This window comes from Pseudolysinimonas sp., assembly GCF_044239695.1.
GTDB lineage: Bacteria > Actinomycetota > Actinomycetes > Actinomycetales > Microbacteriaceae > Pseudolysinimonas_A.
This window is the reverse complement of the sequence record NZ_JBIIAW010000074.1, coordinates 1-15,151: the sequence shown is the minus strand read 5'-3', so window position 1 is coordinate 15,151 and position 15,151 is coordinate 1. Positions and strand designations below refer to the sequence as shown.

Genomic DNA, 15,151 nt, shown 5'->3' with positions numbered 1-15,151 from the left:
GGATGGATCGCCGTGCCCGACTTCCCGGTCTGATCGGCCTGAGAATGGGATCGAACGCGTCCGGCTTCGGTTCGGCGCGCGCCTACCGCGTCGACGATCGCCCCGAGCTTCTGCGACTGCTGCGGTGCATGTACCAGGACATGCACGACGTGTATGGCGGTGTTGCGCCCGCCCTTGACCTCTCGCGTCGCTGGCTGGCGGACGACTATCTGAGGGTCTTCCCAGCCCCCGCCGGCGGCACACGGCTGAGGGATACATCGAGTGGGTGGTGACCGATCGCGAGTTTCGCCAGCGAGGGTGTGCCTCCGTAGCAGTCTCGCGTCTGTTGGAGTGGTTCCGCGAAGCCGATGCTCTGACTGTCTCGCTGACCGCCAGCCCGGCAGCAGAGTCGTTGTATCGACGTCTCGGATTCTCCGCTGAGGGACCGAAGGCCTTCAGTATCAGGCTCGAGGGCGGCTCCCGAGGCTAGCTGCATCGTCGGCGGCAGTCACCGCAAGCGCTCGAGCTCCTCGCTCAGTCGGCGCTGCGCGGGCTCGAAGATGGCCGCGAGTCGGTCGCGCTCGCGCTCGGGGATCCCGAGTTGCGCGGCCGCCGTTTTCCAACCGCTGGCCGCGACGAGCACCGCGTCGAGCATGAAACCGAGCTCTTGCTCGCGAATGCCGAGGTCGACGCCGAGCGCAACGGCCGCCCGCGCCTCGCGCGCGGGCGATGTCTCGCCGTCGATCGCGGTCGTGCGCGCTGATCCCGCGATGGGGTTCGGGGTGATGTCGAACGCCGGCGCGAGCGCCCAGCCTGCTGACGACCAGAGCAGTCCGTGATTCTTGAGGTGATCATCGGTGTTTCGCACCGCGACGTTGAACGCGAGCCGTCGCCAGAGGGCTCGCACGCTTGCGGGATAGTCGGCGATGTCCATCTCGGTGAACGCGTGGGCGACGTCGAGGTAGTCTCCCGACGCGGGATCGGGTGCGTCGGTCACGGCGAAGGCCGAAAGGTAGGGAACGCGTGCGCCGTCGGCGTCCCGGTCGAAGCGATCGAGCAGGAGGGCGCGTCCCCGCCCGGCCGGTACGAGCCGGGTGACCGGAACCGGGATGCCCGCGTGGCCGGCGAGGTCGAGGCACAGCTTCTCCCAGGCCATTGCGTCGATCTCGTCGGTCGTCGACGGGAACTTCGCGATCGTCAGGCGGCCGCCATCCGTCAGCGACGCTTTCGGGCGCACCCCTCCGAGGTTCGCGCTCCCCGCCTCGAGGAGGACCCGAACGGCGGCGAGATCGTCGGGGTCGTCTTCGACGGCCCGCGCCGAATCCGCGAGGTCGTCGAGACCGATCTGGCGGGGGAGGGCGTCCGTGCCGGCGACGAACTCACCGTCGACGGCGAAGCGCAGCGCCCCGATGCGGGAGATGTCGTCGACCGCGAGTACGAACCCGGTATCGGTGACCTCGTCGCCCCGGCGAGAGCGCTGGATGAGACGGCGACCCCACCCGTCGGGGCCTGCGTCGAGGATGCCGCGGGGCAGGGTGTCGGTGACGCGCCGACCGGAGGTGAGCGGATGCGCGGGGTCGAGCACCGGACGCGCGCGGCGCGCGAGGTAGTCGGAGTCGTAGGCGAACTCGATACGTGCGGTGCGCCCGCGTCGTTCGGTCGTGCTGACGACCCCCATCGGCACCGTTCCGGACGGGGTGGCGAGATGAACGCCGAACTCGGCCGGGTCGCTCACCGCCGCACTCGTTCCGGGAGCTTCCGGTCGGCGCTGGCCCGCCCCAGTTCCGTCTCGTACGGGTCGACGGCATCCACGAGCAGTCCGGTGACGCCGAGCACCCGCGTCACGCCGAGCAGGGCGCCGAGTCCGACCGAGGGGTCACCGTGCTCGATCTTCGCGAGGGTCGGCAGCGAGATCTCGGCGCGTTCGGCGACCTGTGCGGCGGTGTAGCCCAGCAGCTTCCGCCAGGTCGTCAGGTGTGCGCCGAGCGTGCGGGCATCACGCAGGGTGGTCCGGCTGGGCGGCATGTGGTTTCCTCCTTACACCAAGGATAGTTGGTGCAAAGAGGTTTAAACTAAACAATTGTTGGTGTTATTGCATCAAGCCCGTGCCGAACCGCTCCCGCAGCTCGTTCTTCTTCACCTTGCCGCTCGCGGTGCGCGGCAGTTCGTCGACGAGCACCGTCGACTTCGGGATCTTGTACCGGGCGATCCGCCCGTCGAGGTGCGCGGCGATCTCGTCGTGGGTGACCGTCGTCCCGTCGACCGCGATGACGACGGCGAGGCCCACCTCGCCCCATTTGTCGTCGGGCACGCCGATCACCGCGACCGACTCCACGGCATCCAGCTCCATGATGAGCTGCTCGACCTCGGCGGGGTAGACGTTCTCGGCGCCGGAGATGAACATGTCTTTCGCCCGGTCGGCGACCGTGAGGAAGCCGTCGGCGTCGAGGAACCCGAGGTCGCCCGACTTGAACCACGGCCCGTCGAGGGCGGCGGACGAGGCATCCGGTAGCTCCCAGTACCCGGGGATGACGTTGGGTCCCGAGACCTGGATCTCGCCGAGCTCGCCGGCCGGCAGCGGCTCGCCGGAACGCGACACGACCCGCACCGAGGTGAAGAAGTGCGGCAGTCCCGAGGTCGTCGCGTGGCTGGCGGAGTGCCGGGGGGCGAGGGAGGTCGCGCCGGGCGCGGTCTCGGTCATCCCGTAGCCCGACGAGAACGCGAGGCCGCGCTTCTCGTACGCCTCGGCGACCCGGGCGGGCACCGCCGAGCCGCCGCAGGTCAGCTTGCTGAGCGACGACAGATCGGTGGAGTCCCAGGCGGGATGCTCGGCCAGCATCTGGAAGGTGGTCGGAACGCCCGAGAGCGACGTGATGCCGTGCTGCTGGATGGCGGCGAGCACGGCCGCGGGATCGAACCGCGGCTGGAGCACCAGGGTGCCGCCCTTGAGCAGCGTCGGCAGCGCGCCCATCCCGAGCGAGGCGACGTGGAAGAGCGGCGACACCATGAGGGCCACTTCCCGGCTCGTGACGTCGTAGTCGACGATCGCGTTGATCGCGTTCCAGGTGAGGTTGCCGTGGGTGAGGATCGCGCCCTTCGGCCGCCCGGTGGTGCCCGACGTGTAGAGGATCGCCGCGGGGTCGTCGAGCGACACCGGGTGGTCGACGTGGGTCGGGTCGACGGCGGCGAGCAGCTCCTCGTAGGCGGCCCCCACCTCGACCGTCTCGACGGTGTCGGGGGCGAGCGCGGCGAGCGTCGGGTCGACGATCAGCAGCGCCGACCCCGAGTCCGAGAGCGCGTAGGCGATCTCTCCGGCGGCGAGCCGGATGTTGAGCGGCACGAAGATCGCGCCGAGCGAGGTGACGGCGAAGAGCGTTTCGAGGAACTCGGGCGCGTTCGGGCCGAGGTAGGCGACCCGATCGCCGCGACCGATGCCGCGCCTCGTGAGGGCCGCGGCGAGCCGGTCGACCCGAACCGCGAGTTCGGCGTACGTCGTGCGGCGCCCACCGTCGATCAGGGCGACCGTGTCGGCCGACTTCACGCGACGCCGGTGAGCCCAGTCGCCGATTCCCTCGTTCTGCACGCGAACCTCCTCGTTCGTCTTATCGTTGAAGATAACAACGAATTCGGATGTTCACGACTTGCCCGATCCGAGCCGACCTGTAACCCTGGGGCCGATGGCCTCCGACGCTCTGCAGGGTTCCGCGCTCGCCCGCGAGATCGAGTTCCTCAACGCCCGCGCACGCTCGATCGGCTCGGCGATCGCGAACGAGATGCTCCAGGAGCTCGGCCTGCGCGTGCGGTCGTACTCGGTGCTCGCCCTCGCGTGCGGCGACCTGCGGCCCACCCAGCGGCAACTGGCCGAGTTCCTCCGCTTGGACCCGAGCCAGATCGTTGCGCTCGTCGACGAACTCGAAGCGCCGGGGTTCGTGCGCCGCGAAGCCGACCCCGCCGATCGACGGTCGAAGACCGTCGTCGCCACGACGGCGGGCGAGGAGCTGTATGTCCGGGCCCGGGTAGCGACCGCGCGTGCCGAGGACCTCGCCCTCGCGGCGCTCACCCCCGCCGAGCGGGAGCGGCTCCGGACACTGATGACCAAGATCGCCTTCGCGCCGGAGGAGCCCACCGCCCCTAGTTGAGCGACACTCCGGACCGACATACTGGGGGCATGCTGCCCTTCCTACCGGACCCGTTCACCATCGGCCTCATCGCCGTCGTCCTCATCGTCCTCCTGATCGTGTTCATCGTGATCGTGCGCGGCATCAAGATCGCCAAGCCCGACGAGGCGATCATCGTCACCTCGCGCCGCGGCCGCGCTCGCGCGGGCGTGCAGGACGAGAATCTCGGGCAGAAGGTCGTCTTCGGCTCGCGCGTGTTCGTCAAGCCGGTCGTCGAGGCCTACTTCAAGCTCAGTCTGCGCAGCCGCCAGCTCAACGTGCAGGCCGTGGCCCAGACCCGTGACGCGATCACGATCCGGGTGAACGCGGTCGCGGTCGTCAAGGTCGGCGGGTCGGAGCCGATGGTGCGTGCCGCCGCCCAGCGATTCCTCAACCAGCAGGACCAGATCGAATCCTCGACCGAGGAGGTGCTCTCCGGCTCGATCCGCTCGATCGTCGGTCAGCTCACCGTCACCGAGATCATCACCAACCGTCAGGCCCTCCAGGGTCAGGTGCTCGAAGCGGTCGGCGAATCCCTCGACGTGCAGGGTCTGCAGATCGACACCCTCCAGATCAAGGAGATCGACGACGACAACGGCTACATCAAGGACCTCGGTCGCGCCGAGGCGGCCCGCGCCAAGCAGGTCGCCGAGATCGCCGAATCCGAGTCGCGTCGCGCGTCCGAGCAGGCGCGCATCGCCGCCGACCAGGCCGTCGCCGAAGCCCAGCGTGAACTCGACCTGCGCAATGCCGAGATCCAGAAGGAGACCGACAAGGCGCGCGCCGAAGCCGCGTCGGCCGCCCCGCTGGCCGAGGCGATCGCGCAGCAGGAGGTCGTCGCCCAGCAGGAGATCACCGCCGGCAAGCGGGTCGGCCTCCGCAAGCAGGAGCTCGACGCCGAGATCCGCGCGAAGGCGGATGCCGACGCCTACGCGCTCGAGAAGGAGGCGCAGGCGGCCGCCGCGGCCGCAGTCGCCACCGCCAACGCCGACCGCGACTCCCGCCGTTCGGCCGCCGAGGCGATCGAGGCCGAAGGTATCGCCGAGAAGAACCGCCGCATCGCCGCCGCCGAGGCGCTCCAGGCGGAGGGCGAGGCCGAGGCCGGCGCCATCCGCGCGAAGGGTGCCGCCGAGGCGGAGTCGCAGCGGCTCCAGGCCGAGGCGCTCGCCGAGCGCAGCGGCGAACTGCTCAAGCAGCAGATCATCGCGCAACTGCCCGACATCGTGCGCGCCGCGTCGGAGCCGCTCTCGGCGATCTCGAACATGACGGTGATCTCGTCCGACGGCAGCGGCACCGCCGCGATCGGCCAGGGCGTCGCGAGCCAGCTCGCGACCTCCACGCAGATCGTGCGGGACATCACCGGGATCGACATCGCCGAGATCATCAACGCCCGGGCCACGGGTGAGGCGATCGGCGACGCGATCAACCAGCCGGCCCCGCGGCGGACGCGCGCGGCGAAGCCGACGGAGAGCTGACCCGCGCCGGGCCTGTGCGCGCCAGGCCCGCGCGGGCAGGGGTCAGTCGGCGTCGACCCAGTCGAAGCTGCGGGTCACGGCCTTGCGCCATTCGGCGAGCCGGCGTTCACGCTCGGCCTCGTCGAACCGCGGCTCCCAGCGGCGGTCTTCGGCCCAGTTGGCCCGCAGGTCGTCGAGGCTCGTCCACACCCCGGTCGCGAGCCCGGCGGCGTAGGCCGCGCCGAGGGCTGTGGTCTCCGGGACCTTCGGACGCACGACCGGGATGCCGAGGATGTCGGCCTGGAACTGCATGAGGGTGTCGTTGGCGACCATGCCCCCGTCGACCCGGAGTTCCTCGATCGCCACGTCGGCGTCGGCGTTGGCGGCGTCGAGCACCTCGCGGGTCTGGAACGCCGCGGCTTCGAGCGCGGCGCGCGCGAAGTGTCCCTTGTTCGCGAACCGGGTGAGCCCGGTGATCACCCCGCGTGCGTCCGGGCGCCAATAGGGCGCGAACAGGCCGGAGAACGCCGGCACGATGTAGACCCCGCCGTTGTCGGGCACCGACGCCGCGAGCGCTTCGACCTCGGAGGCGTCGGAGATGAGCCCCAGGTTGTCGCGCAGCCACTGCACGAGCGACCCGGTGACCGCGATCGATCCCTCGAGCGCGTACCGTGGCGCGTCCCCGTCGATCTGGTACGCGACCGTCGTCAGCAGGCCGTTGGTCGAGCTGACGATCTCCTCCCCGGTGTTCACGATGAGGAAGTTGCCGGTGCCGTAGGTGTTCTTGCTCTCGCCCGCGTCGAACGCCACCTGGCCGAAGGTCGCGGCCTGCTGGTCGCCGAGGACGCCGGTGATCGGCACTTCGCGCAGCAAGCTGGATGATTCGGCGTGCCCGAACAGCCCCGAGGAGGGACGGATCTCCGGCATCAGCGACCGCGGGATGCCGAACGCCTCGAGCAGGTCGTCACGCCACTCCAGGGTGCGCAGGTCCATCAGCAGAGTGCGGCTGGCGTTCGTGACGTCGGTCGCGTGCACGCCGCCGTCGGGACCGCCGGTGAGGTTCCACAGCACCCAGCAGTCGGTCGTGCCGAACATCAACTCGCCGGCCTCGGCCCGCTGTCGGGCGCCGTCGACGTTGTCGAGAATCCAGGCGATCTTGGTCGCCGAGAAGTAGGTGGCCAGCGGCAGGCCGGTGATCTCCGTGAAGCGGTCGATGCCGCCGTCCGCCGCGAGCCGGTCGACGAGGCCCTGGGTGCGGGTGTCCTGCCAGACGATGGCGTTGTGGATCGGCTCGCCGGTCGTGCGATCCCAGACGACGGTGGTCTCGCGCTGGTTCGTGATGCCGATGCCGGCGATGTCGTGACGGGTCACATCGGCCTTCGACAGCGCCGTGCCGATGACCTCCCGGGTGTTGCGCCAGATCTCCGCCGCGTCGTGCTCGACCCAGCCGGGCTGCGGGAAGATCTGCCGATGCTCGAGCTGACCGCTCGCGACCGGGGAGCCCTGCTGATCGAAGAGAATCGCGCGCGTGCTCGTGGTGCCCTGGTCGATCGCAACGATGTACGGCATCGGCGAGTACTCCTTCGTCTCGGCGGGGGTTCCGCCCGCTCAGAGGTTAGGCCAGCCGTGCGGGCGCGGCCAACCGGATGCACAGACGTGCATCCGACCACCCACGCGGACCGCGGTCGACGGCTCTAGCGGCCCCGACCGCCCCCGGCAGCGGCGGGACGACCGCCGGCACCGGCCGGACGACGACGGCGACCGCCGCCTCCGTTGCCGCCACCCGCGGGCTGTCCGCCGGAGCGCTGCTGCTGTCCGCCGTTCTGCAACGAACCGCCGCCTTCGGACGACCAGGCGACACCGCCGCGCTGCGGACGGGCCGTCGACTGGCCGGCGCCGCGCTGGCCGCGGGGCTGACCGTCGCGCGGGGCGCGGGCCTGGCCCTGCTGGCCGGTGCGACCGCCGGACGACTGCCGCGGCTTCGACGACGGACGCTGCGGCTGCGTCGGCGCTTTGGGTGCGGGCTTCACGAACGCCGCGACCTCGCCGATGAGTTCGGTGACGGCGGGCGACGTGGCGGTCACGGGCTGCACGGCGGCCTGGATGCCGGCCTTGCGCATGAGCACCTCGAGGTCCTTGCGCTGCTCGGGCAGGACGAGCGTCACGACGACGCCCTCCTTGCCCGCGCGGGCGGTGCGGCCGGAGCGGTGCAGGTAGGCCTTGTGCTCGGCCGGCGGGTCGATGTGCACGACCAGCTCGATGTCGTCGACGTGCACGCCGCGCGCGGCGATGTCGGTCGCGACGAGCACGCGGGTCTCGCCGGTGGCGAACTCGGCGAGGTTGCGGTCGCGCTGGCCCTGCGAGAGGTTGCCGTGCAGGTCGGCGGCGGGGATGCCGGCGGCGGTCAGGTCGCGGGCCCAGCGCTTGGCGACGTGCTTCGTGCGGGTGAACATGATGCGCCGTCCGGTGCCGGAGGCGAGGGCGACGACGAGGTCCTTCTTCGCGGTCGCGTCGGACGCGGCGAAGACGACATGCTCCATCGTGCCCTGCGGCACGCCCGGGTCTTCGACGCCGTGGCTGATCGGCTGCGAGAGGAAGCGGTTGGCGATCTTGTCGACGCCGTTGTCGAGCGTCGCGCTGAACAGCATCCGCTGCCCGTCGCCCGGGGTCGCCGTCATGATGCGGGTGACGCCCGGCAGGAAGCCGAGGTCGGCCATGTGGTCGGCCTCGTCGAGCACGGTGATCTCGATCGCGTCGAGGAAGACGTGCTTCTGCTTCATCAGGTCTTCGAGGCGACCCGGGCAGGCGACGACGATGTCGACACCCGACTTGAGCGCAGCGACCTGCTTCTGCTGCGAGACGCCGCCGAAGATGGTGGTCGTGCTGAGCCCGTAGGCGGCGGCGAGCGGCTCGATCGTCGCCGCGATCTGGGTGGCCAGTTCGCGGGTCGGGGCGAGCACGAGGCCGAGCGGGCGGTTGGGTCGGCGCGGTCCGCCGGCGAGGCGGGTGCCCAGGCGGGCGACCATCGGGATGCCGAAGGCCAGGGTCTTGCCGGAGCCGGTGCGGCCGCGGCCGAGCACGTCGCGCCCGGCGAGGGTGTCGGGGAGGGTCGCGACCTGGATCGGGAAAGCCGAGGTCTTGCCCTGAGCGGTCAGGACCTCGACGAGGGGGAAAGGCACGCCGAGCGTGCCGAAGGTGGTGTCCATGGTGGTGGGATCTTTCTGCGATCGCACGGCACTGCGCGCACGATCGATGGGGAATGGCGAAGGTGGGAATGCCCACATCCGTTCGCCGTAAGAGAGTCGTCACCCTCGTTGCCTCCCGCGACGAGCGGGGAAACACGGGGGGAGAGGAAGCGTTCTACGACGCAGGGCGCACAGGAAGCGTGGCCCAGTTCCTCCACCGTAGCAGACGGGTCACTCCAACTGGGGTGAGGCGGCCACCACCCGCTCCCCGATAGCGTTCCAGCAACCACCGATGCTGCTGGCCGCACCGCTCGCGCCCGCACCCGGAGGAAGTCCGTGACCCACCCGTATCGCATCCTGCTCGTCGACAAAGACACCGACTCGCTCGCGCGTCTTCAGGCGGGGCTCGAGCTCGCGACGGGTGCCGAGGTGCTCGTGACCGACCCGCACTACCTTCGGGCGATCGTCGAGAAGCTGCGACCCGATGTCGTGCTCGCCGACGCGGCCAACATGGAGCTGATCCCCGCGATCCGCGACGAGAGCCCTGGCATCCCGGTCGTGATCACCACGGCGTCGGCGACCCTCGATGACGCCGTCCGGGCGGTGCGTTTCGGCGCCACCGATTTCCTCCCCGAGGTTCCGCCCGTCGCCGTGCTCGCCCCGCGTCTGCTCGAGCTCGCCTCGGCTTACCGTGCCCACGCGGGCGGCGGGCGGCGGCGGCAGAACGTGCTCGCCATCGGCGCGCATCCCGACGACGTCGAGACGGGGGTCGGCGGGATGCTGGCCGCCCACCGGGCCGTCGGGGACTCACTGACCATCCTCACCCTGTCGCAGGGACGCCGCGAGGGCGGGCTGGAGGTCGCGCTCGCCGAAGGCTCCGCGTCGGCCGCGATCATCGGTGCCCGCTTCCTGCTCGAGGACCGCCTGCATGACGGCGCCGCCGAGGTGCTCGCGGCAGTCCGGCAGATCGTCGACGACATCGAGCCGACGATCGTCTACACCCACAGCCGCAACGACCGCCGCCAGGACCACCGCATCGTGCACGAGGCGGTCGTGACGGCCTGCGAAGAGGTGCCCACCCTCGCCTGCTTCCACGGCACGACGGGCACGGTCGAGTTCGCACCGACCCGCTTCGTGCCGATCGACGGATTCACCGACACCAAGCTGGCGATGCTCGCGTGCTTCGCCGCGCACGGCGACCGGCCGGCCTATCTCGCACCCGACTTCGTGATCGCGTCGGCCCGCTACTGGTCGCAGTACGGCCAGGGGTCCTTCTGCGAGCCGCTGGAGATCATCCGCGAGTCGCTGCTGAGCCCCGTCGCCCCGGCTCTCGCCCCCACGGCGATCCACGCGACCGACTCCTCGGCGTCGGGTACCGCGGCCTGACGGATGTCGGCTACGCCGGGTTCGCCCGCGCAGCCTTCCGTCGGCGGTTCCACCGCACGATCAGCACGATCGCGGCGGAGACCAGACCGGCGGTGATCAGCCACGGCAGCAGCACCCCGAGCGCGACGACGAGTCCGGAGAAGAAGGCGACGAACGCGCCCCAGCCCGCGGCGAGTCCGCTGACGAAGTCCATCGGCTCCTGCGTCGGGGCCTCGGCCTCGGATCGCAGGTAGAGCGAGAGGGTCGAGAGCGCCACCTGGTCGGCCACGGAGCGCTGCTGCGCTTCGAGATCTTCCAGGGTCGCCTGGTGCTCTGCGATCGTCGTCTCGAGCGTGATGAGATCCTCGATCGTGGCCGCCTGGCCGAACATCCCGTTGAGCCGGTCGATGATGGCGCGCTGCGTCGTGATGCGGGAGTCCAGGTCGGCGACGAGCATCGTGACGTCGCTCGTGCTCGTGGAGATCTCGTCGGCCCGCCCGAGCTCGGCGAGGTCGTCGAGCACGCCCTGCAGGTGGTCGGCGGGGATGCGCAGCGTGAGGTAAGCGCTGCCGGCGTCGCCGTTCGACGGCGCGTACTCGGTGCGGGCGTCGACCCGCCCTCCGGCGGTCTCGACGATGCGCACGGCGTCGGCCGACGCGGCGAGCGGGTCGTCGGCCGTGACCGTCATCGACCCGGTGACGATGACCTCCCGGGCCGCCTCGTCGCCGGTCGAGAACCCGTCGGCGTCGACGACCGCGCCGCCGCTGTCGCCCTCGACGAACCCGGGCGCCACCGGGACGCCGACCGCCTCGTCACCTGCCGAGCCCGCGCCGGCGCTGCAACCGGCGAGCAGAAGGGTCGCGGCCAGGACGGCCGAGCCGAGCAGTGTGGTCTTCCGGGTGATCCGCCTCATGACCGACACGTTAGGCAGCGCGGCCTGCGACCACCACACAACGTTCATCACGATTCGGTCGTCAGGCAGTCACGATTCCGTCACGGCCTACGCCTCTCGCGCAGGAGTGTCAAGGCTCTTCGGTTCCCAGGTCGGCTGCTTACCGTGGCTGGTGCCCGCAACGGACATCTCTCACGAGGAGGACAACATGGGATTCATGGACACCGCCAAGGACGCCGTCGACGCCACCGGCAAGAAGATCGGTGAGACGGTCGACGACACGAAGGAGCGCGTCTCCGACAAGGTCGACGAGATGCAGGCCGATGCCGACGTGAAGAAGGCCGAGGCCGAGCGCGACGCCGTTCACGCCAAGAACGAGCACAAGGAGAACCTCCGCAACGACTGAGTTGCGAGTCTCCGTCGCTAGCATGACGGGATGGGGTGGCTACGCAGTCTGCTGCGCAGGCCGCCCCTTCTTCATGTCGCGGGGGATGCCGGCGACGGACCGCCGGTCGTGCTGCTGCACGGGATCGCTTCGTCGTCGGTCACCTTCGAGTTCGTCGTGCCGCTCATCACGTCACGGCACCGCGCCGTGTCGATCGATCTGCTCGGCTTCGGGGCGTCGCCCGCGCCCGACGACGCCGGCTTCACGATCGAGGAGCACGTCGCCGCCCTGCACCGCACGTTGCGGAAGCTCGGACTGAAGCGATTCGTGCTCGTCGGCCACTCGATGGGGGCGCTCATCGCCACCCGGTACGCCGCGACCTACCGCACGCGCGTCACGCGACTCGTCATCGTCAGCCCTCCGGTCTACCTGACTCCGTCGGAGATCGGTCCCGCCTTCGACCGGGCGGCGATGGGCGGCTACTTCCGGGTCTACGAGTTCTTGCGCGCCAACAAGGACTTCACCATCCGGGCCGCCGCCGGCCTCGCCCGGCTCTCGCCGATCAAGAACCTGCTGGATGTCACGGAGACGAACTGGCGCGCGTTCGTGCTGTCGCTCGAGAAGTCGATCGAGTCGCAGACGACGGTCAGTGATCTCGTCTCCGTGCAGGCCCCCATCCATCTCGTCTACGGCGCGCTCGACCCGCTGCTGCACCCGGCCGGCCTGCGGATCGTCGAGAACCTGCGCAACGTGACGACGCACCGGGTGCAGGGCGTCGATCACGTCATCCGGCCGCGGATGGCGCGCGTCGTCGCGACCGCGGTCGGCTGACGTCGAGCGCGGTCAGCTCGGCTGGACCGGCACCGGCTCGGTGTCGGGGATCGGGCTCGCGTCGCGCCCGCGCAGGTCGGGCAGCGCCCGCCGGAAGACCACCGCGAGCAGCACGGCGACCGCCGCGAGCGTCGCCGCCGTCCAGAAGCCACCGGTCGAGCCCTGCGCGTCGATGAGGAATCCGGCGACCGCCGACCCGAGGGCGGCGCCGAGCAGCTGCCCGGTGCCGACCCAGCCGTAGGCCTCGGCGGTGTCGCTGAACCGCACCGACGACGACACGGCGGCGAACATCACGGCCAGCGCGGGCGCGACCATGAGCCCGGCGATCGCGAGGGCGCCGGCGATCGTCCAGAACTCGAACGCGAAGATCGCCAGGATCGACCCGAGCAGGATCACCGAGATCCGCCGCGCGAGCGCCCATCGGCTGATCGGGCGATGGCCGAACGCGAGGCCGCCGACGAGCGAGGTGAGCGCGAAGATCGCCAGCACGAAGCCGGCGTCGGGGCTCCCCTCGCCGAACATCGACACGACCCCCGCCTCGATCGCGGCGAAGCTGCCGACGACGAGGATGCCGACGATCGTGATGAGCAGCACGGAGGGCCGGGCGAGCACGACGCCGAACCGGCGCTTCGACTGCGGGATGCGCACGCGACCGAGCTCGGGGCTCGAGATGAACCAGATGCCCCCGCCGACGAGGAAGACGAGCGACATCAGGATGCCCGCGGTCGAGGAGATCTGCGTCGCGACGAAGGTCACCAGCACCGGCCCGGCGACCCAGATGATCTCCTGCGCGCTCGCGTCGAGCGAGAACAGCGGGGTGAGCTGCCGGCTGTTGACGACCTTCGGGTAGATCGTGCGGACGGCGGGCTGGATCGGGGGGTAGCTCAGGCCGCAGATCAGCGCGACGATCATGAAGCCGACGACCGGCAGCGGGGCGAGCGCCAGGATGCAGAGCGCGACGGCGCAGACCGAACTCGTCAGGATGAGCACCGGGCGCATCGCCCAGGCCCCCATCCATCGGCTGGTGAGCGGCCCGGAGATCGCCTGTCCGACGCTGAGGCTCGCGAGTACGAGGCCGGCGACGCCGTAGGAGTGGAAGATCCCCTCGATGTGGATGAGGAGCCCCAGCGACAGCATCCCGCCGGGGAAGCGCGCCAGGAGTTGCGCGAAAAGGAGCCGGGCGACCCCCGGCATGCGCATCAACTCCGCGTAACTCTTCACAGCCGACCCACACTACTCGCCTCCCGGGGTGCTCGACGCATGGCGCGGGGCTCGCCCGGGCTGTGGAATCTGTGCAGAACTCGGCGGACTTATCCACAATCTGTGGACGACACGCCCACTAGATGTAGTGGTGGCGATCCTGTCGGAGGCCCGATATATAGTGGTCAAACCTCCCGGCCAGGGGGAGGCTGCACCGGCCGGGATTCGGTCTGAATCCGGGATTTTTCGCGACCGCGGCGCTGGATCACCAGCGTGGTCGTATTACCAGGGGATGTGCCTTCGGGCACAGGAGGAGAACACACGTGAGCATCACTGTCGTCAAGCGGGATGGAACCCGGGAGCCGTACGACGCCAACAAGATCAACCTCGCGATCGAACACGCGAGCGCCGGCCTCGACGAGAACATCACCTGGGTGACGCAGATCGCCTCGGAGCTCGAGCTCACGCTCTTCGACGGCATCACGACGCAGCAGCTCGACGAGGCCGTCATCCAGGTCGCCCTGCAGAACGTGAAGGACGACCCGCAGTTCGACACCGTCGCCGCGCGCCTGCTGCTGAAGACGATCTACAAGAGCGTGCTCGGCGACTACCGCACCGCCGCCGAGCTCAAGGCGCTGCACGCCGAGCACTTCAAGGCCGCCGTGCTCCGCGGGGTCGAGGAGAAGCTGCTCGACCCGCGCTTCCCCGACCTCTACGACTTCGACCGCCTCGCGGCCGCGCTCGAGCCCAGCCGCGACGAGCTGCTGAAGTACATCGGCGTCGTCACGCTCAACAACCGTTACGGCATCAAGGCCCGCAACAACGAGCCGCTCGAGGTTCCGCAGTACTTCTGGATGCGCATCGCGATGGGCCTCTCGCTCAACGAGGCCGACCCCACCTCGGTCGCGATCGGCTTCTACGACAAGATGTCGAAGCTCGAGTACGTCGCCGCCGGCTCCACCCTGGTCAACGCCGGCACGGCCTACCCGCAGCTCTCCAACTGCTTCGTCATGGAGATGCAGGACGACATCGAGCACATCGCCAAGAGCGTGCGCGACGTCATGTGGCTCACCAAGGGCACCGGCGGCATCGGCCTCTCGGTGACCAAGCTCCGCGCCCAGGGCAGCCCGATCCGCTCGAACAACACCACGAGCACGGGCCCGATCCCGTTCATGCACACGATCGACTCGATCCTGCGTGCGGTCAGCCGGGGCGGCAAGAAGTTCGGCGCGCTGTGCTTCTACATGGAGAACTGGCACATGGACTTCCCGGAGTTCCTCGAACTCCGCAACAACTCCGGTGACCCGTACCGTCGCACCCGCACCGCGAACACCGCGGTCTGGATCTCGGACGAGTTCATGAAGCGCGTCCAGAACGACGACGACTGGTACCTCTTCGACCCGCTCGAGGTCACCGACCTCAACGAGCTCTACGGGGCGGCGTTCTCGAAGCGCTACGCGGAGTACGTGGCGATGGCCGAGGCCGGCGAGATCCGGATGTTCAAGAAGATCGGCGCCCGCGAGCAGTTCAAGGCGATCCTGATCTCGCTCCAGACCACCAGCCACCCGTGGCTGACCTGGAAGGACACGATCAACAACCGTGCCCTCAACAACAACACCGGCACGATCCACCTGTCGAACCTGTGCACCGAGATCTGCCTGCCGCAGGACGAGGAGAACATCTCCGTCTGCAACCTGGCCTCG

The 15,151-nt window shown here is 69.8% G+C and carries 15 protein-coding genes; 8 read left to right on the top strand and 7 right to left on the bottom strand.

Annotated features, from left to right (window positions below):
- Both ACILQS_RS11545 and ACILQS_RS11540 read left to right on the top strand, forming a co-directional pair.
- A partial coding sequence (locus ACILQS_RS11545; RefSeq protein ID WP_395640276.1) for a hypothetical protein occupies positions 1-272 on the top strand: 272 nt, incomplete at its 5' end.
- Complete coding sequence (locus tag ACILQS_RS11540; RefSeq protein ID WP_395640275.1) at positions 266-469, top strand: GNAT family N-acetyltransferase; 204 nt, start codon at positions 266-268, stop codon at positions 467-469. The genes ACILQS_RS11545 and ACILQS_RS11540, both read left to right, overlap by 7 nt.
- Before the next feature lie 18 nt (positions 470-487).
- Here ACILQS_RS11540 and ACILQS_RS11535 read toward each other — a convergent pair whose 3' ends face one another.
- From ACILQS_RS11535 to ACILQS_RS11525, 3 genes are all read right to left on the bottom strand, one after another.
- Positions 488-1,714, bottom strand: coding sequence for a type II toxin-antitoxin system HipA family toxin (locus ACILQS_RS11535; protein WP_395640274.1), 1,227 nt, complete (start codon positions 1,712-1,714; stop codon positions 488-490).
- Positions 1,711-2,004, bottom strand: a complete 294-nt coding sequence (locus ACILQS_RS11530) for a helix-turn-helix domain-containing protein (RefSeq protein WP_395640273.1) — start codon at positions 2,002-2,004, stop codon at positions 1,711-1,713. The genes ACILQS_RS11535 and ACILQS_RS11530 overlap by 4 nt, the downstream gene beginning before the upstream one ends.
- 64 nt (positions 2,005-2,068) lie before the next feature.
- Positions 2,069-3,562, bottom strand: coding sequence for a long-chain fatty acid--CoA ligase (locus tag ACILQS_RS11525; RefSeq protein WP_395640272.1), 1,494 nt, complete (start codon positions 3,560-3,562; stop codon positions 2,069-2,071).
- Between the two features lie 94 nt (positions 3,563-3,656).
- Between ACILQS_RS11525 and ACILQS_RS11520 the strand changes: the two genes are divergently transcribed.
- Complete coding sequence (locus tag ACILQS_RS11520) at positions 3,657-4,118, top strand: MarR family winged helix-turn-helix transcriptional regulator (RefSeq protein WP_395640271.1); 462 nt, start codon at positions 3,657-3,659, stop codon at positions 4,116-4,118.
- Positions 4,119-4,147: 29 nt separating this feature from the next.
- Positions 4,148-5,611 (top strand): flotillin family protein, encoded by a 1,464-nt coding sequence (locus ACILQS_RS11515; protein ID WP_395640270.1) that lies wholly within the window; start codon positions 4,148-4,150, stop codon positions 5,609-5,611.
- A 42-nt stretch (positions 5,612-5,653) separates the two neighbouring features.
- Here the strand turns inward: ACILQS_RS11515 and glpK are convergent, their stop codons facing one another.
- Entirely contained in the window at positions 5,654-7,159 is a 1,506-nt protein-coding gene (gene glpK, locus ACILQS_RS11510) for a glycerol kinase GlpK (protein WP_395640269.1), read from the bottom strand.
- A 125-nt stretch (positions 7,160-7,284) separates the two neighbouring features.
- On the bottom strand, positions 7,285-8,796 hold the full coding sequence (locus ACILQS_RS11505; RefSeq protein ID WP_395640268.1) for a DEAD/DEAH box helicase: 1,512 nt from the start codon (positions 8,794-8,796) through the stop codon (positions 7,285-7,287).
- A gap of 315 nt (positions 8,797-9,111) precedes the next feature.
- Between ACILQS_RS11505 and ACILQS_RS11500 the strand changes: the two genes are divergently transcribed.
- Positions 9,112-10,161, top strand: a complete 1,050-nt coding sequence (locus ACILQS_RS11500) for a PIG-L family deacetylase (protein WP_395640267.1) — start codon at positions 9,112-9,114, stop codon at positions 10,159-10,161.
- 10 nt (positions 10,162-10,171) lie between these two features.
- Here ACILQS_RS11500 and ACILQS_RS11495 read toward each other — a convergent pair whose 3' ends face one another.
- A complete protein-coding gene (locus tag ACILQS_RS11495; protein ID WP_395640266.1) occupies positions 10,172-11,053 on the bottom strand; it encodes a DUF4349 domain-containing protein in 882 nt (293 codons plus the stop codon).
- Positions 11,054-11,204: 151 nt separating this feature from the next.
- Here ACILQS_RS11495 and ACILQS_RS11490 point away from each other — a divergent pair, with 151 nt between their 5' ends.
- Both ACILQS_RS11490 and ACILQS_RS11485 read left to right on the top strand, forming a co-directional pair.
- Positions 11,205-11,438, top strand: coding sequence for a hypothetical protein (locus ACILQS_RS11490; RefSeq protein ID WP_395640265.1), 234 nt, complete (start codon positions 11,205-11,207; stop codon positions 11,436-11,438).
- A gap of 30 nt (positions 11,439-11,468) precedes the next feature.
- On the top strand, positions 11,469-12,248 hold the full coding sequence (locus ACILQS_RS11485; protein ID WP_395640264.1) for an alpha/beta fold hydrolase: 780 nt from the start codon (positions 11,469-11,471) through the stop codon (positions 12,246-12,248).
- 12 nt (positions 12,249-12,260) lie between these two features.
- Here the strand turns inward: ACILQS_RS11485 and ACILQS_RS11480 are convergent, their stop codons facing one another.
- Positions 12,261-13,469, bottom strand: a complete 1,209-nt coding sequence (locus ACILQS_RS11480) for an MFS transporter (protein ID WP_395640263.1) — start codon at positions 13,467-13,469, stop codon at positions 12,261-12,263.
- Between the two features lie 302 nt (positions 13,470-13,771).
- On the opposite strand from ACILQS_RS11480, the gene ACILQS_RS11475 reads away from it, so the two are divergent.
- Positions 13,772-15,151 (top strand): ribonucleoside-diphosphate reductase subunit alpha (locus ACILQS_RS11475; RefSeq protein ID WP_395640262.1); only part of this gene is annotated, 1,380 nt, incomplete at its 3' end.